The 20,855-nt window shown below is 71.1% G+C and carries 22 protein-coding genes and 2 pseudogenes; 18 read left to right on the top strand and 6 right to left on the bottom strand.

The window, feature by feature from the left end:
- Positions 1–9 precede the first annotated feature (9 nt).
- From purD to AB0G28_RS05300, 10 genes and pseudogenes are all read left to right on the top strand, one after another.
- Positions 10–1,284: a phosphoribosylamine--glycine ligase gene (gene purD, locus AB0G28_RS05345; protein WP_361083198.1), complete on the top strand. Its 1,275-nt coding sequence runs from the start codon at positions 10–12 to the stop codon at positions 1,282–1,284.
- Between the two features lie 125 nt (positions 1,285–1,409).
- Positions 1,410–1,790 (top strand): hypothetical protein, encoded by a 381-nt coding sequence (locus AB0G28_RS05340; RefSeq protein WP_361083196.1) that lies wholly within the window; start codon positions 1,410–1,412, stop codon positions 1,788–1,790.
- 25 nt (positions 1,791–1,815) lie between these two features.
- Positions 1,816–2,382 carry a DUF3558 domain-containing protein gene (locus AB0G28_RS05335; protein ID WP_361084098.1) on the top strand — a complete coding sequence of 189 codons (567 nt, stop codon included), beginning with the start codon at positions 1,816–1,818 and terminating at the stop codon, positions 2,380–2,382.
- A 9-nt stretch (positions 2,383–2,391) separates the two neighbouring features.
- A complete protein-coding gene (locus AB0G28_RS05330) occupies positions 2,392–3,963 on the top strand; it encodes a hypothetical protein (RefSeq protein ID WP_361083195.1) in 1,572 nt (523 codons plus the stop codon).
- 2 nt (positions 3,964–3,965) lie between these two features.
- Positions 3,966–4,724, top strand: coding sequence for an ESX secretion-associated protein EspG (locus tag AB0G28_RS05325; RefSeq protein ID WP_361083193.1), 759 nt, complete (start codon positions 3,966–3,968; stop codon positions 4,722–4,724).
- A 132-nt stretch (positions 4,725–4,856) separates the two neighbouring features.
- The gene (locus tag AB0G28_RS05320) at positions 4,857–5,168 is read left to right on the top strand and encodes a hypothetical protein (RefSeq protein ID WP_361083192.1); all 312 of its coding nucleotides are present in this window, start codon (positions 4,857–4,859) and stop codon (positions 5,166–5,168) included.
- 71 nt (positions 5,169–5,239) lie between these two features.
- Positions 5,240–6,700, top strand: a pseudogene (locus tag AB0G28_RS05315) (WXG100 family type VII secretion target); the annotation flags it as partial.
- A 513-nt stretch (positions 6,701–7,213) separates the two neighbouring features.
- Positions 7,214–7,426: pseudogene (locus AB0G28_RS05310) on the top strand (transglycosylase SLT domain-containing protein); the annotation flags it as partial.
- Positions 7,427–7,435: 9 nt separating this feature from the next.
- The gene (locus AB0G28_RS05305; RefSeq protein WP_361083190.1) at positions 7,436–8,617 is read left to right on the top strand and encodes a pyridoxal phosphate-dependent aminotransferase; all 1,182 of its coding nucleotides are present in this window, start codon (positions 7,436–7,438) and stop codon (positions 8,615–8,617) included.
- A gap of 98 nt (positions 8,618–8,715) precedes the next feature.
- Complete coding sequence (locus AB0G28_RS05300; protein WP_361083188.1) at positions 8,716–8,904, top strand: hypothetical protein; 189 nt, start codon at positions 8,716–8,718, stop codon at positions 8,902–8,904.
- Positions 8,905–8,907: 3 nt separating this feature from the next.
- Here the strand turns inward: AB0G28_RS05300 and AB0G28_RS05295 are convergent, their stop codons facing one another.
- From AB0G28_RS05295 to AB0G28_RS05285, 3 genes are all read right to left on the bottom strand, one after another.
- Positions 8,908–9,729, bottom strand: a complete 822-nt coding sequence (locus AB0G28_RS05295; protein WP_361083186.1) for an SAM-dependent methyltransferase — start codon at positions 9,727–9,729, stop codon at positions 8,908–8,910.
- Between the two features lie 84 nt (positions 9,730–9,813).
- Positions 9,814–10,392 carry an HAD family phosphatase gene (locus AB0G28_RS05290; RefSeq protein WP_361083184.1) on the bottom strand — a complete coding sequence of 193 codons (579 nt, stop codon included), beginning with the start codon at positions 10,390–10,392 and terminating at the stop codon, positions 9,814–9,816.
- Positions 10,393–10,408: 16 nt separating this feature from the next.
- The gene (locus AB0G28_RS05285) at positions 10,409–11,431 is read right to left on the bottom strand and encodes a GntG family PLP-dependent aldolase (protein ID WP_361083182.1); all 1,023 of its coding nucleotides are present in this window, start codon (positions 11,429–11,431) and stop codon (positions 10,409–10,411) included.
- 136 nt (positions 11,432–11,567) lie between these two features.
- Between AB0G28_RS05285 and AB0G28_RS05280 the strand changes: the two genes are divergently transcribed.
- Genes AB0G28_RS05280 through AB0G28_RS05270 form a run of 3 tightly spaced genes read left to right on the top strand, consistent with a single transcriptional unit; the run spans position 11,568 to position 13,399 of the window.
- Positions 11,568–12,077: a SigE family RNA polymerase sigma factor gene (locus AB0G28_RS05280; RefSeq protein WP_361083180.1), complete on the top strand. Its 510-nt coding sequence runs from the start codon at positions 11,568–11,570 to the stop codon at positions 12,075–12,077.
- On the top strand, positions 12,070–12,768 hold the full coding sequence (locus AB0G28_RS05275) for a hypothetical protein (RefSeq protein WP_361083178.1): 699 nt from the start codon (positions 12,070–12,072) through the stop codon (positions 12,766–12,768). Before AB0G28_RS05280 ends, AB0G28_RS05275 begins: the two co-directional genes overlap by 8 nt.
- A 34-nt stretch (positions 12,769–12,802) precedes the next feature.
- On the top strand, positions 12,803–13,399 hold the full coding sequence (locus AB0G28_RS05270) for a TetR family transcriptional regulator (protein ID WP_361083176.1): 597 nt from the start codon (positions 12,803–12,805) through the stop codon (positions 13,397–13,399).
- Between the two features lie 39 nt (positions 13,400–13,438).
- Here AB0G28_RS05270 and AB0G28_RS05265 read toward each other — a convergent pair whose 3' ends face one another.
- Positions 13,439–14,143 carry a FadR/GntR family transcriptional regulator gene (locus AB0G28_RS05265; RefSeq protein ID WP_361083174.1) on the bottom strand — a complete coding sequence of 235 codons (705 nt, stop codon included), beginning with the start codon at positions 14,141–14,143 and terminating at the stop codon, positions 13,439–13,441.
- Between the two features lie 201 nt (positions 14,144–14,344).
- Between AB0G28_RS05265 and AB0G28_RS05260 the strand changes: the two genes are divergently transcribed.
- Both AB0G28_RS05260 and AB0G28_RS05255 read left to right on the top strand, forming a co-directional pair.
- Positions 14,345–14,986 (top strand): hypothetical protein, encoded by a 642-nt coding sequence (locus tag AB0G28_RS05260; RefSeq protein ID WP_361083172.1) that lies wholly within the window; start codon positions 14,345–14,347, stop codon positions 14,984–14,986.
- 16 nt (positions 14,987–15,002) lie between these two features.
- Positions 15,003–15,794 (top strand): transporter substrate-binding domain-containing protein, encoded by a 792-nt coding sequence (locus AB0G28_RS05255; RefSeq protein ID WP_361083170.1) that lies wholly within the window; start codon positions 15,003–15,005, stop codon positions 15,792–15,794.
- Between the two features lie 9 nt (positions 15,795–15,803).
- Here the strand turns inward: AB0G28_RS05255 and AB0G28_RS05250 are convergent, their stop codons facing one another.
- A complete protein-coding gene (locus AB0G28_RS05250; RefSeq protein WP_361083168.1) occupies positions 15,804–16,811 on the bottom strand; it encodes a beta-propeller fold lactonase family protein in 1,008 nt (335 codons plus the stop codon).
- Entirely contained in the window at positions 16,804–17,421 is a 618-nt protein-coding gene (locus AB0G28_RS05245; RefSeq protein WP_361083166.1) for a bifunctional 4-hydroxy-2-oxoglutarate aldolase/2-dehydro-3-deoxy-phosphogluconate aldolase, read from the bottom strand. Before AB0G28_RS05245 ends, AB0G28_RS05250 begins: the two co-directional genes overlap by 8 nt.
- A gap of 84 nt (positions 17,422–17,505) precedes the next feature.
- Between AB0G28_RS05245 and AB0G28_RS05240 the strand changes: the two genes are divergently transcribed.
- The 3 genes from AB0G28_RS05240 to AB0G28_RS05230 are packed head-to-tail and all read left to right on the top strand — an operon-like array spanning position 17,506 to position 20,748.
- The gene (locus AB0G28_RS05240) at positions 17,506–18,189 is read left to right on the top strand and encodes an SDR family oxidoreductase (protein WP_361083164.1); all 684 of its coding nucleotides are present in this window, start codon (positions 17,506–17,508) and stop codon (positions 18,187–18,189) included.
- A gap of 12 nt (positions 18,190–18,201) precedes the next feature.
- Positions 18,202–19,347, top strand: coding sequence for a galactonate dehydratase (dgoD, locus tag AB0G28_RS05235; RefSeq protein WP_361083162.1), 1,146 nt, complete (start codon positions 18,202–18,204; stop codon positions 19,345–19,347).
- 60 nt (positions 19,348–19,407) lie between these two features.
- Positions 19,408–20,748, top strand: coding sequence for a peptidoglycan recognition family protein (locus AB0G28_RS05230; protein ID WP_361083160.1), 1,341 nt, complete (start codon positions 19,408–19,410; stop codon positions 20,746–20,748).
- The last annotated feature ends 107 nt before the right edge of the window (positions 20,749–20,855 follow it).

The raw sequence follows: 20,855 nt of genomic DNA, 5'->3' as shown, positions 1-20,855 counted from the left end.
CTGTGCGGCGTGCGCGTACTGGTAATCGGCTCCGGCGCCCGTGAGCACGCTCTCGTCCTCGCGGCGTCCGGCGACCCCTCCGTCACCGCGCTGGCCTGCGCGCCCGGCAACGCCGGGACGGCCGCGGTGGCCGAGCAGCTCGGCGTCGACGCGGCCGACCCCGAAGCGGTGGTGACGCTCGCGAAGAGCTGGCAGGCCGACCTGGTGGTGGTCGGGCCGGAGGTCCCGCTCGTCGCCGGCGTCGCCGACGCCGTCCGCAAGGCGGGCATCGCCTGCTTCGGCCCGTCGGCCGCGGCGGCCCGCATCGAAGGCTCGAAGGCGTTCGCGAAGGACGTCATGGCCGCGGCGAACGTGCCGACCGCGCGCAGCGAGGTGGTCGACAACCCGGCCCGTCTCGACGCCGCGCTCGCCCGCTTCGGCCCGATCTGGGTGGTCAAGGACGACGGCCTCGCCGCCGGCAAGGGCGTCGTCGTCACGCCGGACATCGACGTCGCGCGCAAGCACGCGATCATGCTCCTCGACGGCGGCCACCCGGTCCTCCTGGAGTCCTATTTGGACGGTCCGGAGGCGTCGCTGTTCTGCTTCGTCGACGGCCGCACCGTCGTGCCGCTGCTGCCCGCGCAGGACTTCAAGCGCGTCGGCGACGGCGACGCGGGCCCGAACACCGGCGGCATGGGGGCGTACGCGCCGCTGCCGTGGGCGCCCGAGAACCTGGTCGACGAGCTGGTCGAGAAGGTCGTCCAGCCGGTCGCGGACGAGCTCGTGAACCGCGGCGCGCCGTTCTCCGGCCTGCTCTACGCCGGGCTCGCGCTCACCTCCGAAGGCCCGCAGGTCATCGAGTTCAACTGCCGCTTCGGCGACCCCGAGACGCAGGTCGTGCTGGCCCTGCTGCGCACGCCGATCGCCGGGCTCCTGCACGCCACCGCGACCGGCAAGCTCGCCGAGCACCCGCCGCTGGAGTGGTCGGGCGGCGCCGCGGTCACCGTCGTGGTCGCGGCCGACGGCTACCCGGGCAAGCCGCGCACCGGCGACGTCATCACCGGGGCCGAGCTGGAAGGCGTGCTGCACGCGGGCACGCGCCGCCGTGACGACGGCGCCGTCGTCTCCGCCGGCGGCCGCGTGCTGTCGGTCGTCGGCACGGGCAAGACGCTCAAGTCGGCGCGCAAGCACGCCTACGAGACCGTCGAGAAGGTCCACCTCGCGGGCTCGCACCACCGCACTGACATCGCGCTGAAGGCGGCGAACGGCGAGATCAGCGCGCCGTCGGCGAAACAGCGCGCCTGAGGTTTCCCGGATCGGGGGAACCGGACGGAACCGTTCTTCGTCCAAACTCAGGCTGCCGCCACACCCTCGTTGGTAGCCTCGACGGGAGCCGGCCGGTCACTGTCCGTACGACGTCAGGGGAGAGCATGTCAGGACCCTCGTACGACCTCAGCGCGGCGGTCCCGGTGGCGCCCGCGGCCGCGGACGTCCTGGTCCGCCCGGACAAGCTCCTCGACGTCGCCCGCATCGTCGAAGACCAGGCCAACGCCCTCGAGGACCAGCTGCTCACCCGGCTGGGCCAGCTGCGGATCGACGCGCCGTCCGCCGACGTGATCAGCACCCAGTCGATCGAGGCCTGGAACAGCCTGATCGCGGACGGCGACCGCTCCTACGCCGGCCAGGTTCGCGAGTACGTCGCCGGCCTCAAGCGACTGGTCGACCAGCTGCGCGAAGCCGCCAAGGACTACAAGATCAGCGACGAGGAGAAGGCGGCGGTGTTCGGTGACCGCGGCAAGCACGGTGCGTAACCGGCGGTGGCGGATCACCGGGGGCGTGCTCGCGACGGCGGCGCTCGCCGGCTGTTCGGCGGGCACCGGCGGCACCCCCTACCCGGTCGAGACGGGCGCGACCGCGGCTTCGCAGAGCGCCAAGGCGGCCCAGCTGCCGCAGCGCCCGGCCGACCTGCCGCTGCAGGGCCTCGACCTGTGCGAGATCTTCCCGCAGGTGCGGCTCGACGAGCTGAAGATCACCAGCCTCCCCCGTACGGCTCCGGAGCAGGACGGTCCGACCTGCGTGTTCGACGCCGACGGCGCCGAGCCGGTGCACTCCTACCACGTGCGGGCGGTCAAGGCGGACCTCGACCAGTGGATCACCGGGGCCCGCAAGAAGAACAGCATGACCACCGAGCCGAAGACCATCGCCGGTTACCCGGCGCTGACGAGCTACCGCGCGGCGGGCGATCCCGCCGATTGCGAAACGCTCGTCGGCGTCGCGAAGGGCCAGACGCTGGCCGTCCAGACCTTCGCCATCACCCGCGGCAAGCTCACGCAGCCGCAGCTGTGCGACATGTCGGCGCACGCCGCCGACCTGGCGCTGCAGTCCCTGAAAGCACGCAACTAGGGAGGGCGCGTGGAACTATCCGAGCTCGCGGCCGGCATCCAGAACACCCGGTTCGACGGCTGGACCAACACCGCGGTCGCCACCCAGATCACGCGGATGATCGACGGTGACGGCACCGGCAGCATCGGCACCGCCGTCGAGGCGCTGAAGGCCGTCGCGGCCGCGCTCGCCCACACCGACCAGACGCTGCGCGCGCAGCTGCTCAAGCTCGGCGTCGAGTGGCAGAGCCAGGCCGGGGGCGCGGCGAGCCAGGTGTTCACCGAGCAGGCCGGGTTCTCCCAGGACGCCACGACGAAGGTCGCGCACGCCGCGGAAATGGTGTTCGAGCAGGGCGAGGCGTTCAACCGGACGAAGTACAAGCTCCCGGACGCCGAAACGGTCCGGAAGGGCGCGGGCGGCTTCACCCTGACCGACGGCCTGCTGCTCAGCCTCATCGGCTTCGAGACCGACCACGCCCGGCAGGTGGAAGCCGCGAACGACGCCAAGGCACAGGCCGTGCAGGCGCTGAACGAGTACGCCCAGGCGAGCGGCACGAACCTGCTCTCGACGCAGGCGCTCGGCGACCCGGAGTCGCTGAAGCTGGCCGCCCCGGGCGTCACGCCGGGCGTGCTCGACGTCGCCGGCGCCGCGGTCCAGGTGACCCCGGACGGCGGCGTGAAGCCGGCTTCGGACAAGGTCCGGTCGGTGCACGTCGACCCGCCGGTGGTGCAGCCGGTGTCGCACCACGTGCACGCCGACCCGCCGACGCCCGCCTACGGCGTCGCGGCCCAGCCGCCGACCCGGCCGGTGCAGCAGCCGCGGCAGGGCGGGCCGGTGAGTGCTCCGCCCGCCCAGCACACGACGCCCACCGGTTCGACGACGCCGGCGGGCGCGAAGCCGCCGACGTCGGCGCCTACCGGCTGGGTCAACGCCCCGGGGCGCGGCACGTCCCACGAAGGCGGCCGCTTCACCCCGGGCCCGTCCGCCGGAGGCGGTGGCGAACAGTTCGTCCCACCAGGTGATCTGCCGCACGGCCTGCCGCCTGGTGCGTCACCGGCGACGGCACCGATCAAGTCACTCCAAGGCGGTGGCGGGGGTGCTTCCGGCGGCTCGACCGGCGTCGACAGCTCGGCCGGTCGCGGCCCGGACGGCCTGCTGGCCAAGGGCCGCACGGTCGGTGCCGCCCCGCAGGCGTCCCTGCCGCCCGGGCAGTACACGGCCGAACGCGGTTTCGCGGGGAAGCCGGGCGCGTCGCCGGGCGAGCTGGGCGCGGGCGCGGCGGCGGTCGGCGCGGGCGCGGCCGGTGGCGCGCTGAGCGGCGACAAGGAGCGGCAGCGGCGGGAAAAGACCCAGCCGAAGGGCCCGGTGCGGCCGCTGCCGGTCGGCGAGCTGCCCGAAGAGGAAGCCGTCGCGCTGCGGAAGTCGGAGCAGATCAGCCCGAAGCACCAGCCCGGCGAGGCGAAGTTCCTGTCGGAGGCGGCACCGCAGGACGAGGACGCCGAGCACGTGCGCCGCTTCGGCGTCGACGACAAGGACCTGTTCTCCGACCAGCGGATGGTCTCGCCCGACGTGCTCGGCGACCACGGCGGGGATGTGCGCTGACCGTGTCGCTGGTGCTGTCCGCCCTCGAGTTCGACGTGCTCTGGGAGTCGCTCGAACTGCCCCGCCGGCACGTCGCCCTGGACGTGCCGAGCGCGGGAGCCACCCACACCGAACGGCGTGAGCTGGTGGAGTCGGCGTGGGCGTCGCTGAGCGAGCGGCGCCTCGCCCGCAACCGCCGGGTGTCCGGCGAGGTGGCGGACATGCTGCACCTGCTCGGCCGCCCGCAGGCCGGGCTGGACGTGTGGGTGTGGGCCGAACGCGAGATCCGCGGCCGCGCGGTGAGCGTCCGCGGCCAGGCCGTCCTGGCGGTGGTCGACCACGGCGAGGTCTGGCTGATCCCGGCCACGGAGGACGGCCTCCCGGAAGCGGCGGTGTCGGTGGCGGGCGACCTCGGCCCGGGCATCGGCCAGACGGTGAGCATCCCGTACGCGGCCCTCAGGTCCGCCGACGAGGCGGCCAAGGGTGACGCGAAGGCGCTGGTCACGGCGCTGGAGGATCGCGGGGTCGCGTTGTTCCAGGCCCAGGAGCTGTCCGGGATGCTGCTGGGGCAGGAAGCCCGCGGCCAGTTCGGCGCCGAACGCACCTCGCGCGACGGCGTCGTCCACCGGGCGGGCCGGGTGGTGGCGTTCTTCGACACGGACGCGGGCAGGTACCTGTTCCAGGTGGCCCCGGACCGCGACGGCCGCGAGTGGGCGACCGTGACCCCGGCGGACAACGCCCTGCTGGCGACGCGGATCCGCGAGCTGATGGCGGAGGCCTGAGCCCCGCCGGGTGGAAGTTCGCCGAGATCCCCCGCCCGCCCCGCGCGAAGTCATAAAGTAAGCGCGGGAACCGTCCTGGTCACGGCGACGTCTGACCGGGCGGCGACAAGTTTCCGAAGGGGATGACGAACCGTGCCTGTCTACGACCCGGACTCGATGGCCATCGCGGCCGGTCAGGTGGAGAAGCTGAAGGACGAGTTCGAGAAGTCCAAGCAGAAGGTCACCGGCCTGGACCACGAGAAGGAAAGCCCCTTCGGCGGGATGGACGCCACCGGCGACGCGCACGGCGCGGTCGGCAAGTTCAAGGACGGCGTGCACAGCCAGTTCGACGCCGCGGGCAAGCACATGGAGGCGCTGGGGTTCGCCATGCGCAAGGCCGCGGGGCTGATCGCCGAAACCGACCAGGTCGGGGCGAGCGACCTCGAACTGCACGTCGACAAGTGAACTGAGCAGGGGGCACGACAGTGGGTTTGAACTCCAACGGCGCCGGCACGCCGGACAACTGGGGCGCCTTCATGGACAAGGTGAACCAGGTCGAAAAGGTCGACCTGGGGAAGATCACCGCGGCGGCGGCGCAGTTCCGCGAGGCGGGGAAGAACGCGGGCGACCACAATGCGTCGCTGAAGAATTCGACCGACGCGCTCAACGGAAGCGTGTGGGCCGGTCCGGCGGCCGACCAGTTCTTCCAGTACGTCCGCCAGGTCCGCGACGCCGGGACCAAGGTGCAGACCCACCTCGAGGACGTCGCCAAGGATCTCGACGACCTCGCGTCGTCCCTGGAGCAGATCAAGAAGAACGTCCAGGACAAGCAGCTGGCGGCGGAGAAGGCGGTCAACGCCCGCAACCAGCAGGCGCAAACGGCCATCGACAACGCGAAAGCCGCGGAACAGAGGGCGCACGAGGAGGGCAAGCCCGGCCCGAGCCCTTCGTCCGCCGAAATCCTGGCCACGGCGAAAACGGACATCCACACCATCACGGCGGGCTTCGACGGCGACGTGACGGGCCTGCAAACCCAGGCCGACACGGCGATCAAGGCCTCGCAGAAGCTGATGTCCCAGCAGATCGAGGGCGGCTACGACCAGGTCCCGCTGCCGAGCAGCTCGTCACCGCCACCCCAGAGCACGGGCGGCATCCACAGCAACGGCGCCTCCCACCACGGCGGTGGCGGGGGCGGCGGCGGTGGTGGTGGAGGCGGTGGAGGTGGCGGCCTCGGTCCCAGCGGTGGGCCGCCGTCGTCGCCGCCTCCTGGCAATGTGCAACAGTGGATTCAGGAAGCGATGAAGGCGCTCCAGGCGGCGGGTATTCCGGTGACGGATGCGGATATCCCGAAGATCTGGGCCATCATTCAGCACGAATCCGGTGGAAATCCCAATGCCATAAACAACTGGGACTGCGTGCCACTGGACACGCAAATCGTGACCAGGCGTGGTCTCCTGAAGCACGACGCGGTCGAGGTCGGCGACGAGACGATCGGCTTCAACCCGGCCACCGGGCGCAGCGAGTGGACACGGATCACCCGGGTGGTCCACCACGAAGACGCCGAACTGGTCCGGATGAGCAACTCCCGCTGGCACGCGACCACGACGCCGAACCACCGCTGGCTCGACCTGTCGCGGGTCAGTGTCCGGCGCACCGATCTGCCGGTGGTTTGCCCGGAGTGTGGTTGGGAGCCGCGTTCGGTGGACCAGCCGGCGAACGGTGTCGCGGTGCACCGACGCAAAATGCACGGCTTCGTTTCGCCGAAACAGGAGAACCGCTACGAGACCGAGCCGGGTTTCGTGACCACCCGTGACGTTCGCTCGCGTGACCGGATTCTCCTCACGGCGCCCGCGGCGACCGAGTCGTCGCTGGAAATCAGCGTGCCGGAGGCCGCCATCCTCGGGTGGATCGCTGGTGACGGACACGTCGAGACCCGGCAGCACCGCCCGACCGTGTCCATCGCGCAGTCGAAGCCCGAAATGGTGGAGAAGCTCAAGAAGCTCCTCGACGGCGTGCCGCACGCGCTGTACGTCGACGACCGCGGTGGCTGCAGGCCCCGGCACCAGTTCCGGCTGGACCACGACTACGCCCGGGACCTGCTGGCGCGCGCGGGAAACCCCAAGTCGGACGCGGTGGCCCAGGTCCTGGCGATGTCCACCGAGCAGCGTGCGGCGTGGCTCGAAGCGATCACCGACGCCGAGGGCAGCCAGTACCTGAAGCCGGGCTACACCCGGCCTCAGGTGGTCGTCTACCAGGCGCCGGGTGCCGTCCTCGAGGCGATCGCGCTCGCGGGGTACCTGTCCGGGTGGCGGCCTCGTGTGCTCCCGGTGGAGCGCAAGCACCAGCCGGAAACCTGGCGCCCGGAGTTCTCCGTGCACTTCAACGCCCCCGTCATCACGGGCGCGTTCCTGCACAAGGAAGAGGCCGGCCGGGGCGACGTGTGGTGCGTGACCACGGAACTCGGCACGTGGACAGCCCAGGAAGGCGACCACATCTTCTTGACCGGCAACTCGAATGCCGCCGCTGGGCATCCGTCCAAGGGCCTCATGCAGTGCATTGATTCCACCTTCAATGCCCACAAATTGCCCGGCCACGACAACATCTACAACCCGGTCGACAACATCATCGCCGGCGTCCGGTACTCCTTCGACCGGTACGGCAGCCTCGACAACGTGCCCGGCATCAAGGCCATGGCCCACGGGGGTGCCTACCGCGGCTACTAGCCTGGCCGCATGGTCGACCTCGGAGCCTTCGCGGGGCCCGCGCTGCGGGCCGGTGTGCCGCCCTTCCACGTCATGGACGTCCTCTCCGCGGCCGGTGCCCGGCAGCGCAGCCACGGCGATCTCGTGTCGCTCGCGGCCGGGCAGCCGTCCGCGCCCGCGCCGAAGCCCGTCCTCGAGGCCGCGCACAAAGCCCTGAACGACAGCACCCTGGGCTACACCGAACAACTGGGCATCCCCGAGCTGCGCGAGGCCGTCGCCGCGCACTACCAGCGGAAATACCAGCTCGACGTCAGTGCGCAGGACGTCGTCCTCACCACCGGGTCCTCCGGGGGCTTCCTGCTGGCCTTCCTCAGCGCCTTCGACCCCGGTGCCAAGGTCGCCATGGCGCGGCCGGGCTACCCCGCCTACCGCAACCTGCTGTCCGTCCTCGGCTGCGAGGTCGTCGAGTTCGCCACCACCGCCGAGACGAACTTCCAGCCGACCGTCGCCCTGCTCGACGAGCTCGGTCCGATCGACGGGCTGATCGTCGCCAGTCCCAGCAACCCCACCGGGACCGTGCTGCCGCCCGGGGAGCTGGCCGCGATCACCGGCTGGTGCGCGTCGCACGGCGTGCAGCTCATCAGCGACGAGATCTACCACGGCATCTCCTACGGCGCCGAGCTCGACTGCGCCTGGCAGTTCGGCCGTGAGCCGATCGTGCTCGGGAGCTTCTCCAAGTACTTCGCCATGACCGGCTGGCGGCTCGGCTGGATGCTCGCGCCGCAGCGGCTGCACCGCGCGGTCGACGTCCTGACCGGCAACTTCACCATCTGCCCGCCCGCCGTCTCGCAGTACGCGGCCCTCGCCGCCTTCACGCCCGAGGCGTACGCGGAAGCCGACGCGCACGTCGAGCGGTACCGCGCCAACCGCGACCGGCTCTTCGCCGGCCTGAAGCGCATCGGCATCGACAAGCTCGCTCCCGCCGATGGCGCCTTCTACGCGTACGCCGACGTCAGCGCGTACACCGAAGACAGCCTGAGCTGGTGCCAGCGGCTGCTCGCCGACACCGGGCTCGCCATCACCCCCGGCGTCGACTTCGACCCGGTCGACGGCGGCAAGTACGTCCGGTTCTCCTTCGCCGGCAGCGCCGGGGACATCGACGAAGGGGTCCGGCGCCTGGGGGCCTGGCTGGCCAGGGGGAACCCTGAATAAACCCCGAACGTTGGCCTTCCGAGGGGAGTTTCACCGCGCCAGGTGGCACTGTGGAGTCATCGGGCCGGTGGGGCCACGGGGAATGCATCGGAGGAGCCATGTTCTGGAAGATCGTCGGCGGCCTGATCGTCGCCTGGGTGGCGTTCATGGTGCTGGGGAGCGTGCTCGGCTTCCTGTTCAAGGCTGTCCTGTGGATCGCCATCATCGGTGGCGTGGTCTTCCTGGGCACGGCCGCGTACGGCGCCATCACCGGCAAGAAGGACCACAAGCGCATCAACCGCTACTGACACTCACGGGATCCGCGCCACGCCGCACAGCGACGTCCAGTTGACGGGCGTCAGCGGCGCCAGGCGCGGACCGTCCGGCCACCACAGGTGCGGCGCGGTCAGCCCGGGCTCGAGCAGTTCGAGGCCGTCGAAGAAGGACGCGATCTCGGCTCGGGTGCGGTAGAGCGTGTCGAGCCCGGTGCGGCCGAACCGGTCCTGCAGTGACGCCGCGACGGCGGCCGCTTCGGAGCCGTCGCCGGGGTTGTGCTGGTGCAGCAGGAGCAGGTACGAGCCCGGCGCCATCGCGCCGACGTAGGACTTGACGACCTGCTGCGCCTGCTGGAGGTCCGTGATGTGGTGGACGATCGCGCACATCACCAGCCCGACGGGCCGCTCGAAGTCGAGGAACTGCTTCACCGTGTCGTCGGCGAGCGTCTCTCCGGGGTGCAGCAGGTCGTTGCCGGAGAAGTGCGTGAAGTCGTTGTCGACGAGCAGGGCCCGGCCGTGCGCCTGCACTACCGGGTCGTTGTCGACGTAGACGACGTGGGCTTCCGGGTTGTACTTCTGCGCGACCTGGTGGGTGTTCTCCACCGTGGGGAAACCCGAGCCGAGGTCGAGGAACTGGTCGACGCCCAGCCGTTCGGTCAGGTAGCGGACGGCGCGCACGAGCCACTGCCGCACTTCCTGGGCCATCGCCGGCGACTCGGGCGCGATGTCCAGGATCTCCCGCAGGACCGTGCGGTCGGCCGTGTAGTTGTTCTGCCCGCCCATGAGCGCGTCGGAGACGCGCGCGATGCTCGGCCGGTCGAAGTCGACGCGGTCCGACGGTCGTTCGCTCGTCGCCATGGACACCTGCCGGGGAAGTCGGGGACGCCCAGCCTAGGTCATGGAGATCACGGCCGGTAGGCGGCCGTGCGGTGTGGGTGAGTTTCAGTCCAGCCAGGCCCGGGCCGCGTCGGCGCCGTTCCACAGGTGGGCGCGCAGGCCCACGGCACGTGCTCCGTCCACATTGGACTCACGGTCGTCGAAGAACAGGCAGTCGGCCGGTTCGGCGCCGAGCTCGTCGAGCAGGAGACGGAAGATCTTCGCGTCCGGCTTGACGCACCGGACGTCGCCCGAGAACAACGTCACGCGGAAGTGCCGCGCCCAGTCCTGCGCGCGGACCCACTCGCCGAACACCGACGGCGCGTTCGACAGCAGCGCCAGCGCCGCGCCGGCCTCGGAAAGCGCCTCGAGCAGCGCCGCCGAAGCCGGTTCCAGGTGACCCCAGCCCTCGACGTCGATGCGGGTCAGCTCGGCCGACATCGCCTCGTCGACGGGCACGCCCACCGCGGCACCGACGGCCTGCCAGTACTCCAGCGGCGTGCTGCCGGCGTCGTACGGGATCCGGAGGTCCCAGTACGCCTTCTCGAACTCGGGCAGCGGTGCGCCCAGCACCGCGGCCAGGTCCGGGCGCGCCGCGCTCGGCTTGCTGAGCACGTCGCCGTAGTCGAACACGATCCAGTTCACCGGTACCCCCAGGTCGTCACGCGCCGGTCTTGAGCCGGCGCAACGTTTCTTCGATGTCGGCCGCGCTCAGGTCCCGGTGGGTGACGAACCGGACCCGGCCCGACACCGCGATCGCGTGGATCCCCAGCGAGTCGAGCCACGTCTGCGCGGCCAGGCTGTCGGGCACCTCGGCGAGGACGATGTTGGTGTCAGGGTCGTTCGCCGGCCAGCCGTGTTCGCGCAGGCCCTCGGCGAGCCGCTGGGCGTTTTCGTGCGATTCGGCCAGCTCGGGGACGCGGTCCAGCGCGACCAGGCAGGCCGCGGCCAGGATGCCACCCTGCCGTACCCCGCCGCCGAGCATCTGCCGCATCCGGCGGGCCTCCCGGACGAACTCCTTGCTGCCCGCGACGACCGAGCCGACTGGCGCGCCGAGGCCCTTGCTGAAGCAGGCCGACACGCTGTCGACGCCGACGGTGAGCGCGGCCGGCGGCACTTCGAGGGCGACGGCGGCGTGCCAGATCCGGGCGCCGTCCAGGTGCACGGTCAGGCCGGCTTCCTTGGCGACGGACAGCAGCTGGGCGTGCTCGTCGGGCGGGATCACCGCGCCGCCGGCGGCGTTGTGCGTGTTCTCGAGGCAGAACAGCGAGGTCCGGAGGGGGAAGTACGGCGCGGGCCGCCCGATCGCGGCCAAGAGGCCGTCGGGCGAGGGGCGGCCCGGGCCGCCGTCGTGCTCGACCGGTTCCGGCATGCCGCCGGCCAGCCACGCCGCCGAACCCAGCTCGTTGGCCAGCACGTGCGCGCCGCGCGTGGCGAGGAACCGGTCGCCGCGACGCAGGTGGAGGCTCAGCGCGACGAGGTTGGCCATGGTCCCGCTCGGCACCCAGAGAGCGGCCGCCATGCCCAGGACGTGCGCGGCCCGCTCCTCCAGCTTCGCGATCGTCGGGTCGTGGTCGAGGACGTTGTCGCCGACCTCGGCGGACGCCATCGCGGCCCGCATCACGTCGTCCGGCCGGGTGACGGTGTCGGAGCGGAAGTCCAGCGGCGGCAGCGTGAAGGTCACAGAGCGATCACATCACACCGACGTCGAGGGGATCAATGAGCCCCGGAGTGGTCGAACTCGTCCGGTCCGTGCAACCGTGGACGCCCCTGATTCCGTCCTCACGGGCGAACGACAACAGAGCGGAGCACGACTGCGCGTGGACCAGCGCGACGAGCAGGAGTTCGCGGAGTACTTCGCCGCCAGGCGGGACGCCGTGCGCCGGACCGCGTACATGCTCTGCGGCGACTGGCACCGGGCGGACGACCTCGCGCAGACGGCGTTCGTCGCACTGCACCGGAGGTGGAAGAAGATCAGGGATCGCGCGGCGACCGACGCGTACGTCCGCAAGACACTCGTCCGGGCGACGATCGACGAATCACGGCGGCCGTGGCGGCGCGAGTGGCAGACCGAGACGCTGCCCGAGCCCGCCGACGACTCGCCCGGCCTCGACGACCTCGTCGCGACCAGGGAAGACCTGCTCGCGGCGTTGAAGGAAGTGCCGCCCAAGCAGCGGGCGGTGCTGGTCATGCGGTTCTTCGAAGGACTGGACGTGACCAGCGCGGCGCAGGCGCTGGGCTGCAGCGAAGGCAACGTGAAGAGCCAGACCGCGCGCGGGCTGGCGAACCTGAAGCAGGTGCTGGAACGGGAGGTGGAGACCAATGGATGAGCAAGAGCTGCGCTCGTTGTTCTCCGCCGTGCCCGGCGACGCGCCCGAACCGACGTTCTCCCAGGACGACGTCGTCCGCGAGTCCCGCCGCCAGACCGTGCGCCACCGCAATCGGATCACCGCCGGGGTGAGCGCCGCGGTGCTGGTCGTGGCCGGGTTCGGGGCGTACGGCCTGCTGTCCGGGGGTACCCCGCAGTCGATGACCTCGGCCCAGGACAGCGGGGCGGCCGCCGGGCAACCCGGGGACGGCCCGATGCGTCCTCAGGTCGAGGGGGAGTCACCGAACTTCTCGTCGGCGGTACCCCAGCAGGGGGGTACCTCCGACGGGAGGACCGGCCGGCTGGCCGAAGGCGCCTCCGGGTGCGATCAGGTGGACAGGGAGCTCGCCATCGCCCTCGCTGGCGAGCTCCCTGGCCACGTCTCCGACACCCAGGCCGTCCCGGGCGGTGCCTGTTCGACGGCGGCGCGGTCCGCCGGGTTCCCGGTCCCGGGTGGCGAAATCGCCGCGGCGGTGTACCCGAAGGGCATCCCGGTGGCCCGCAAGTTCCAGCCCGCCGGCACGGTGACCGCGCAGGTGAGCACGGCTTCCGGGGGCGCGCTGGTGCTGGTCAGCGTGCCTTCCGCCGGGGCGGCGGCACCGCTCGCGGGGCGGGTCGAGCGGATCGCGCACGATCTCGCGCCCCAGTTCTGAGCCCGGGGCGGGCCGGTTGGCAGAATGACCGGCCATGACCGCTGCGACCACCCCGAAGGGGGAGCGACGGCGCGCCGCGCTCGTCGAGGCCGCCGCGAAACTGCTCGTCGAGGGCGGGTTCGACGCCGTGCGGCACCGCGCGGTCGCCGAGCGGGCCGGCCTGCCGCTCGCGTCGACGACGTACTACTTCGACTCGCTGGAAGACCTGGTCACGGCGGCCGTCGAGCACCACGCGAAGGCCGAGCTGGCGACCGGCCGCCGCCGGCTGGAGGAGCTCGCGACCCGCAACCGCGGCGTGCAGGCGACCGTCGACCTGGTGCTGGACATGCTGCTGGGCCCGGAGAGCGGTGACCAGGAGGCCGACGCCGAAGCCGTGCTCCTGCGGTACGAGCGGCTGGTCGCCACCGGCCGCCGTCCGTACCTGCGGCCGTTGATGCGGACGCTGTCGGCCCAGCTCAACGAGCTGCTGACGGAGATCTTCGCCCGCTCGGGCACACCTGTCACGGAGACCGAGCTGGACCGGCTGGTGGCCCTGGTCGACGGCGCGGTCGTCAACGCGCTGATCGCCGTCGACCCGGCCCCGCGCGCGGCGGCGGCCCGGATGCTGCAGGCGGCCCTCGAAAGTCCGTGAAGGCCTCCTTACCGGCGCTTACGGCCGGTAAGGAGGCCTTCACGGACTTTGGCGCTTGGCCTTCTCCAGGTCGTCGTGGGATTTGGCGACCAGGGCGAGCATGGCCTGCTCGGCCGCGGCCGGGTCCCCGGCGACGATCGCGTCGAACACCTTCCGGTGGCTCGGCACCGGGTCCTCCGCCGCCGGTGCCCCGTGCACCAGCTTGTCGCGCTCGGCCAGGCCGATCGCGATGATCCGTTCCATCCGCACCAGGAAGTTGTTGTGGGTGGCGGCCATCAGCCGCCGGTGGAAGACGAGGTCGGCGGCGACGCTGGCCTCGGGGTCGTCGCCCGCGGCGGCCATCTCGGACAGCGCTTCCCGCAGCGCCTCGACGTCCTCGGCCGACGCGCGCCCGGCGGCGATCCGCGCGGCGGCGGGCTCCACGACCGCGCGGACCTCGGTGAGCTCGTCGAGCAGCCCCGGGTCGTCGGCGGCCGCGGTCTGCCAGCGCATGACGTCGGCGTCGAGCATGTTCCACTTCTCGCGCGGCTGGACGAACGTGCCGCGCTTCTGCCGCGCGTCGATCATGCCCTTCGCGGCCAGCACCTTCAGCGCCTCGCGCAGCGCGGTCAGGCTGATGTCGAGTTCTTCCCGCAGCGCGGGCAGGTCCAGGACGGTGCCCTCGCCCCACTCGTCGGAGAGGATCCGGCTGGCCAGTGCCTCCACGGTCTGGCCGTGCAGGCCGCGTGGCCGGTGTTCGGTCAAGGGAGGACCCTCTCAGCTGGCTGGTGGTGACAGGAGGATCTTACGCCGCTCGGCGATTCATCATAAATTATGAGTAAACTGCGGCGTGGACGGTGGCCGTTGAATCGCTGCGGATAGGCCTGCGAATACGTCAGACAATCATCACTGAACCGACAAAGCCCGGGTTGTAACAACCGCGGTTGCGAGACCGACATGCGGGCCATGACCGACAGTGCCGCGCGGCGACGTTTCCTGGGGTTGCTGGCAATTCTTTGCGCGGTATCGCTGCTGCCGTTGCTCGTCCTGGATTTGAACACGGCGAGCCAGCTCGCCGGTACGCTGGCGTTTTCCTTTTCGGCGGCTTTGGCGGCCCTGCCGCTGTTGCCGAAGGTCAGAAAGCGGACCAGTCCGCTGCCGTGGCGGCGGTATTCGATGGTCGCGGCCGCCGCGCTGGCGGTGTTCGGGCTGGGCGCGCTCGGCTATGCGGTGTGGGACAACACCAGGGACATCGAGGTGTCGTTCCCCGGCAAGGGCAAGCCCGATGATCCGCCATGGCGGAACGGCAGTTACACGCTTTTGGACGTGCCGGGCGCGCCTCCGGCTCGGACCAAGCTGACCATGACCGTGTCGCTCACCAACGTGCAGGACACCGGGGACTGCGAGCGCACCGCCATGCTCGATTTCATCCCCGTGCTCGACGGGCGTCAGCAAAAGGTGGTGACAGGTTCGCCGCAACAACCGACGGCAGTGCCACTCGACGGAGTCCGGCGCGACGCGGCGGTCAAGGTGGTGCTGCGCTACGACGCGGACAACGTGAACTGCGCGGTCCGCCTGCACATCGACAAGGCGGTGCTCAATGGCTGACCGGCGACGGGGGTCCGTGGCGATCTTCGCGGCGGTTGTGCTGCTTTCCGCTTGCTCTGCCGAACAGAAACCGCTGTTTCCCGCGATCCTCAACGTCGGCGTGACATCCGGTTCGCCCGGCTGGGGATTGGTGGACGCGGCCGGCGACCGTGGCGGATTCGACCACGATCTGACCAATTGGCTCGGGAGCCAGCTGGGATTCCGGCCGGTGCCGGTCGATGTGGTGACGAAGAACCGCGAAAACGATCTGCTGGGCGGGGCGCTGTCACTCGTGGTGGCAACGTACTCGATCACGGACAAACGCCGGGAGAAAGGCATCGACTTCGCTGGGCCGTACATGCTGACCCAGCAAGGTGTCATGGTCCGTGCCGAGGACAAGGGCGCCTACCGCACCGTCGCGGATCTCCGCGGAAGAACGATCTGCGTGACGAGCGGGTCGACCTCGTCCAGCCAGCTGCACGGCGAACTGGGGTTTCCGGTGACCATCGTCGAGAAGAACACCAACGAGGAGTGCCGCCAGGCGCTGCACAGCCGTCAGATCGACGCGGTGTCCACCGACCAGCTGCTGCTCGCCGGCATCCAGCGCACGGACCCGGCCGTTTCGGTCCCCGTCGAGATAGTCTTCGGGCACCAGGAACGCTACGGCGTCGGTGTCCCGGTAGCCGACAAGGAGCGATGCGAAGTCATCCGGCGGAAGCTGGTCGAGTTCATCACCAGCGACCTGTGGGAGACGTTCTTCCGCAACAACCTCCCCGGCGTACCGCTCGACGGGCACAAGCCTGATCCGACCCGCTTGGACCCGTGCTAGCGCCGATGGTCAGGGCAGGGAAACCGGGAGCACGAACGTCGGCGACCCCGTCGGGTGGTACCGCAGCTCCGCGTCGCCGGACGCGGTCAGGGTGAACGCCGTGATCGCGTCCTCCGACTGGGCCGCGACGTAGCAGGTCCCGTCGACCAAGGCGAAGTGCCGGGGGTTCGCGCCGCACGGCTGGTCCGCCACCGCGGCCGTGTCGTCCAGGGCGAACTCCGTGACGCAGTCCGGGCCGCGGTTCGACACGTACAGGCTCTCGCCCGTCAGCTCGAGGTGCGCCACCAGGTTCGGGCCCGAAGGCGGCGAAAACGTCGAAGCCGTCGTGGACACCACGGCGAACGCGCCCGGCGAGGTCTCCCGGACCGTCACGACGGTTCCGGCCAGCTCCCCGACGACGTACGCCAGGTCCGTGCCCGGGCGGCGCACCAGCTGGCGCGGGCCGGTTCCCGGCGGCAGCGATGACACCGCCAGCAACTCCAGCGAGCCCGACGAAGACAGCGTATAGCTGCGGATTTCGTCCGTGCCGAGGTCGACCGCGCTCACGACGGAACCGTCCGGCGACGGCACCGCCATGTGGACGTGCGCCGCTTCCTGACGGTCGGCCACCGGACCGCTGCCGGTGTGCTGGACCAGGGCCGTCTGGGAACCGAGAGCGCCCGAAGGCGTCAGGGAGAACACCGCCAGGCTGCCGCCGGTGTAGTTGGCGCACAGCAGGAACTTCCCGTCCGGCGTCACCGCCAGGTGGCACGGGTGCGCGCCGCCCGTCTCGGCCGAGCCCAGCACCGACAGCGCACCCGAGGAGGAGAAGGACAACGCCGTCACCGCGCCCGAGCCGGTCTCGTTCGCCGCGTACAGCACCGGCAACGACGGGTGGCGCACGAGCCACGACGGCGATTCCATGGGCAGCGTCGCGATCTCCGTCAGCTCGCCCGAAGGCGAACGCGAGAGCGTCGTGATCCCGGTGCCCTTCCCCGCGTCGCCCGTGTAGCACCCGACGAAGACCAGCTCAGCCATGCGCGCTCCTCAACAGCGTCTCGACCCGGGCGGAGATCTCCGCGCTGGTGCCGCGGGTCAGCGCCGAGCCGATCCCGCAGGCCACCGCTCCCGCCGAGAGCCAGCGTGGCACGTCCTCGGGGCCGATGCCGCCGGTGGGTACCAGTGGTGCCTGCGGCAGCGCCGCCCGCACGTCGGAGATCCACGACGGCGACAGCGCGGAAGCCGGGAACACCTTGACCGCGTCGGCGCCTTCTTCCAGCGCGCGCACGATCTCGGTCACCGAGCCGGCGCCCGGGAAGGCCGCCGCGCCGTGGCGGTGCGCCGTCCGGATCACCGCGGTGTCCACCGACGGCGACACGAGGAAGCGTGCCCCGGCGCGGATGGCCAGCACCGCGGACGGCGCGTCGAGCACCGTGCCCGCCCCGATCGTCGCGTCCGGGTGGGCGGCGGCGAGCGCGGAGATCGCCTCCAGTGCTCCCGGGTTGGTGAGCGGCAGCTCGATCGAGCGCAGCCCGGCTTGGAGGGCCGCCCGGGCCGCCGAAAGCGCCGATTCCGCGTCGCGCGTGCGCACGATTCCGACGACACCCTGGCCCAATGCGTCCGCCGTGATCTCCCAACGATAAGTCATAAGTCGTATTTTAGGATTTAATCTTGCGCAAACCAAGGGGCGCACGTCATGCTGCTCCTGGCTGGAGTCCGAGAGGAGACGACGATGTCCGCGCGTACGGCGGTGGTGACGGGAGCGGCGTCCGGGATCGGCGCGGCAACCGCGGCTCGACTGCTCGACGACGGCTACCGCGTGCTGGGCGTGGACATCGCGGAACTCCCGGACGGCGTCGTCCCGATCCGGGGCGACGTCCGCGACGAGGCCACCTGGGCGGCCATCGGCGAGGTGGACGCCCTGGTCAGCAACGCCTACGTGCCCAGCACCGGGCCGCTGCACGAGATCGGCCTGACCGAGTGGCAGCGCCAGCTCGACGTCAACCTGACCGGCACGTACCTCGCCGTCCGGGCCTGCCTGCCGTCGCTGCGCGCCCGGGGCGGCGCGATCGTGCTGGTCTCGTCGGTGCACGCGCACTTCGGCCTGCCGGGGCATCCCGCGTATGCCGCGAGCAAGGGCGCGCTGGTCGCGCTGGCCCGGCAGCTGGCCGTCGAATACGCCCCCGCCGTGCGGGTCAACTCCGTGCTGCCGGGACCGGTGCTCACCGAGGCCTGGAAGAACATCTCGCCCGAGAACCGCGAACGCAGCGCGCGGGCGACACCGGTGGGCCGCCTCGGCAAGCCGGAAGAGGTGGCGAACGTGATCGCCTTCCTGCTTTCGGACGCGGCCTCGTTCGTCACCGGGGCCGAACTGACCGTCGACGGCGGCTGGTCCGCCGCCAAGGATTCCGCGTAGATCGGGGACAGGGTGAAGATCACCGGCATCGAGACATTTCTGGTCGCGCCGCGCTGGCTGTTCCTCAAGGTCAGCACCGACGAGGGGATCAGCGGCTGGGGCGAGCCCGTGGTCGAGGGCCGCGCGGAGACCGTCCGCGCGGCCGTGCACGAGCTGTCCGAGCTGCTGATCGGCCAGGACCCGCTGCGCATCGAGGACCACTGGCAGGTGTTGCGCCGCGGCGGTTTCTACCGCGGTGGCCCGGTGCTGTCGAGCGCGTTGTCCGGCTTCGACCACGCGCTGTGGGACATCGCCGGGAAGGTGCGCGACGCGCCGGTGCACGAGCTGCTCGGCGGCCCGGTCCGCGACCGCGTCCGGGTCTACAGCTGGGTCGGCGGCGACCGGCCCGCCGGCATCCGCGAAGCCGTGGCCGCGCAGGTCGAGGCGGGGTTCACGGCGGTGAAGATGAACGTCGCCGGCCCGCTGCCCGCGATCGCGTCGCCCGCGGAAGCCGACGCCGCGGTCGCGCGCGCGTGGGAGGCGCGGGAGGCACTCGGCCCGGACCGCGACCTCGCGATCGACTTCCACGGCCGCGTCTCGCCCGCGATGGCGCGCCGGCTGGTGCGTCTCCTCGAGGAAGTCCAGCCGATGTTCGTCGAGGAACCGGTGCTGCCGGAGACGCCGAGCGACACGCTGCGCGCGGTCGTCGAGGCGTCCACGGTGCCGATCGCGCTCGGCGAGCGGCTCTTCTCGCGCTGGGAGTTCAAGCCGGTGCTCGACGCCGGCGTCGCGGTGGTCCAGCCGGACCCGTCGCACGCGGGCGGGATTTCCGAGCTGCGGCGGATCGGCGCGCTCGCCGAGGTGTACGGCGCTTCGCTGGCGCCGCACTGCCCGCTCGGCCCGATCTCCCTCGCCGCGTCGCTGCAGGTCGCGTTCGCGACGCCGAACTTCCTGATCCAGGAACAGAGTGCGGGCATGCACTACCACGAAGGCCGGGAGCACAGCTATCTCGCCGATCCGTCGATCTTCGCCTTCCAGGACGGCTACGCGGCCCGCCCGCTCGGGCCCGGCCTCGGCATCGAGATCGACGAGGACGCCGTCCGCCGGGCCGACGAGGTCGGGCACGCGTGGCGGTCGCCGGTGTGGCGGCACGACGACGGCGGTTTCGCGGAATGGTGAAAACGCTTCACAGCGGCGGGATTTCTGGGATCATGCCTGATGCCCTTCACCGTCAGAACCGTGACTGCCGCGGTGTTCGCGCTGGTCGCGTCCGCCGCGCTGCCCGTCACGGCGCACGCGCAGGACACCCCGGCGCCGGAATGCCCGGCGAACCTCGACTGCCGGTTCGTGCCCGCCGGATACGACTGGTCCAGCGCGAACCACAGCGATCCCAACAACTACGGCAACTACGATCCCGCCAACCGGCCCGCTGACGGCCAGAAGATCCAGTACATCGTCATCCACGACACCGAAAGCGTGCCGAGCAGCACCGCGAGCCCGTACGACCAGGCCATCGCGTCGTTCCAGAACCCGGCCGGCGGGGCCAGCTCGCACTACGTGATCCGCTCGTCCGACGGGCAGGTCACGCAGATGGTCCAGAACAAGGACGTCGCCTGGCACGCCGGCAACTGGACGATGAACGAGCACTCGATCGGCATCGAGCACGAAGGCATCGCGGCCCAGGGCGGCACCTGGTACACCGAGCAGATGTACCGCTCCTCCGCGGCGCTGGTGAAGTACCTCGCGGCGAAGTACCACATCCCGTTGGACCGCCAGCACATCCTGGGCCACGAGGACATCTCGCGGGAGCGCACGAAGAACTTCTCGGCCGCGCACTGGGACCCGGGCCCCTACTGGGACTGGGCGCACTACATGGACCTGCTCGGCGCGCCGATCCGGCCCACCGGTTCCCCGGACAGCCAGGTCGTCACGATCAACCCGCACTACGCGACGAACCAGCCCCCGATGACGACGTGTGACGCGGCGGGCACCTGCACCCCGCTGCCGGCGCACGGCGCGAACTTCGTCTACCTGCGCACCGCGCCCGACGAGAACGCGCCGCTGATCACCGACCCGGTGAACCACCCCGACGGCTCGCCCGGCACCACCGCGATCGACGACTGGAGCGACAAGGCGGTCACCGGCCGGTCCTACGCGCTCGCCGGGCAGCAGGGCGACTGGACGGCCATCTGGTACGGCGGGCAGAAGGCGTGGTTCCACAACCCCGGGCACTGCGCGACCGTGCCCGCCCGCGGCCTGCTGCTGACCGCTCCCGACGGCGTCTCGTCGGTCCCGCTCTACGGGCGTGCCTACCCCGAGCAGTCCGAGTACCCGTCCACGATCCCGTTCGACCCGATCTGGACGGTCGCGCCGATCCCCTGGACGCTGCCCGCCGGCCAGACCTACGTGGCGACCGGCTCGTTCAAGGCGGAGAACTACTACGCCCGGTTCGACCCGGCGGGCGTGCCGGCCAACCACACGCTCGTCGTCGGCGGTCAGACGTACTTCCAGATCTCGTACAACCACCGCGTGGTCTACGTGAAGGCGTCCGACGTCAAGGCTCTGCCCTACGAGTCCTGACCGAGGTGCGGTGGCGGCCCAACCCGGGCCCCCCCCGCGCGGACCGGCGCAGGTATAGTGAGGGCGGGACGGACAAACCCAGCAATCCCAACGTGCGCGCCCCCCCC

Origin of the sequence: Amycolatopsis sp. NPDC021455 (assembly GCF_040640995.1) — a bacterium.
In the GTDB taxonomy this organism is placed as follows: Bacteria; Actinomycetota; Actinomycetes; order Mycobacteriales; family Pseudonocardiaceae; genus Amycolatopsis.
This window is presented reverse-complemented; position numbering and strand designations above follow the sequence as displayed.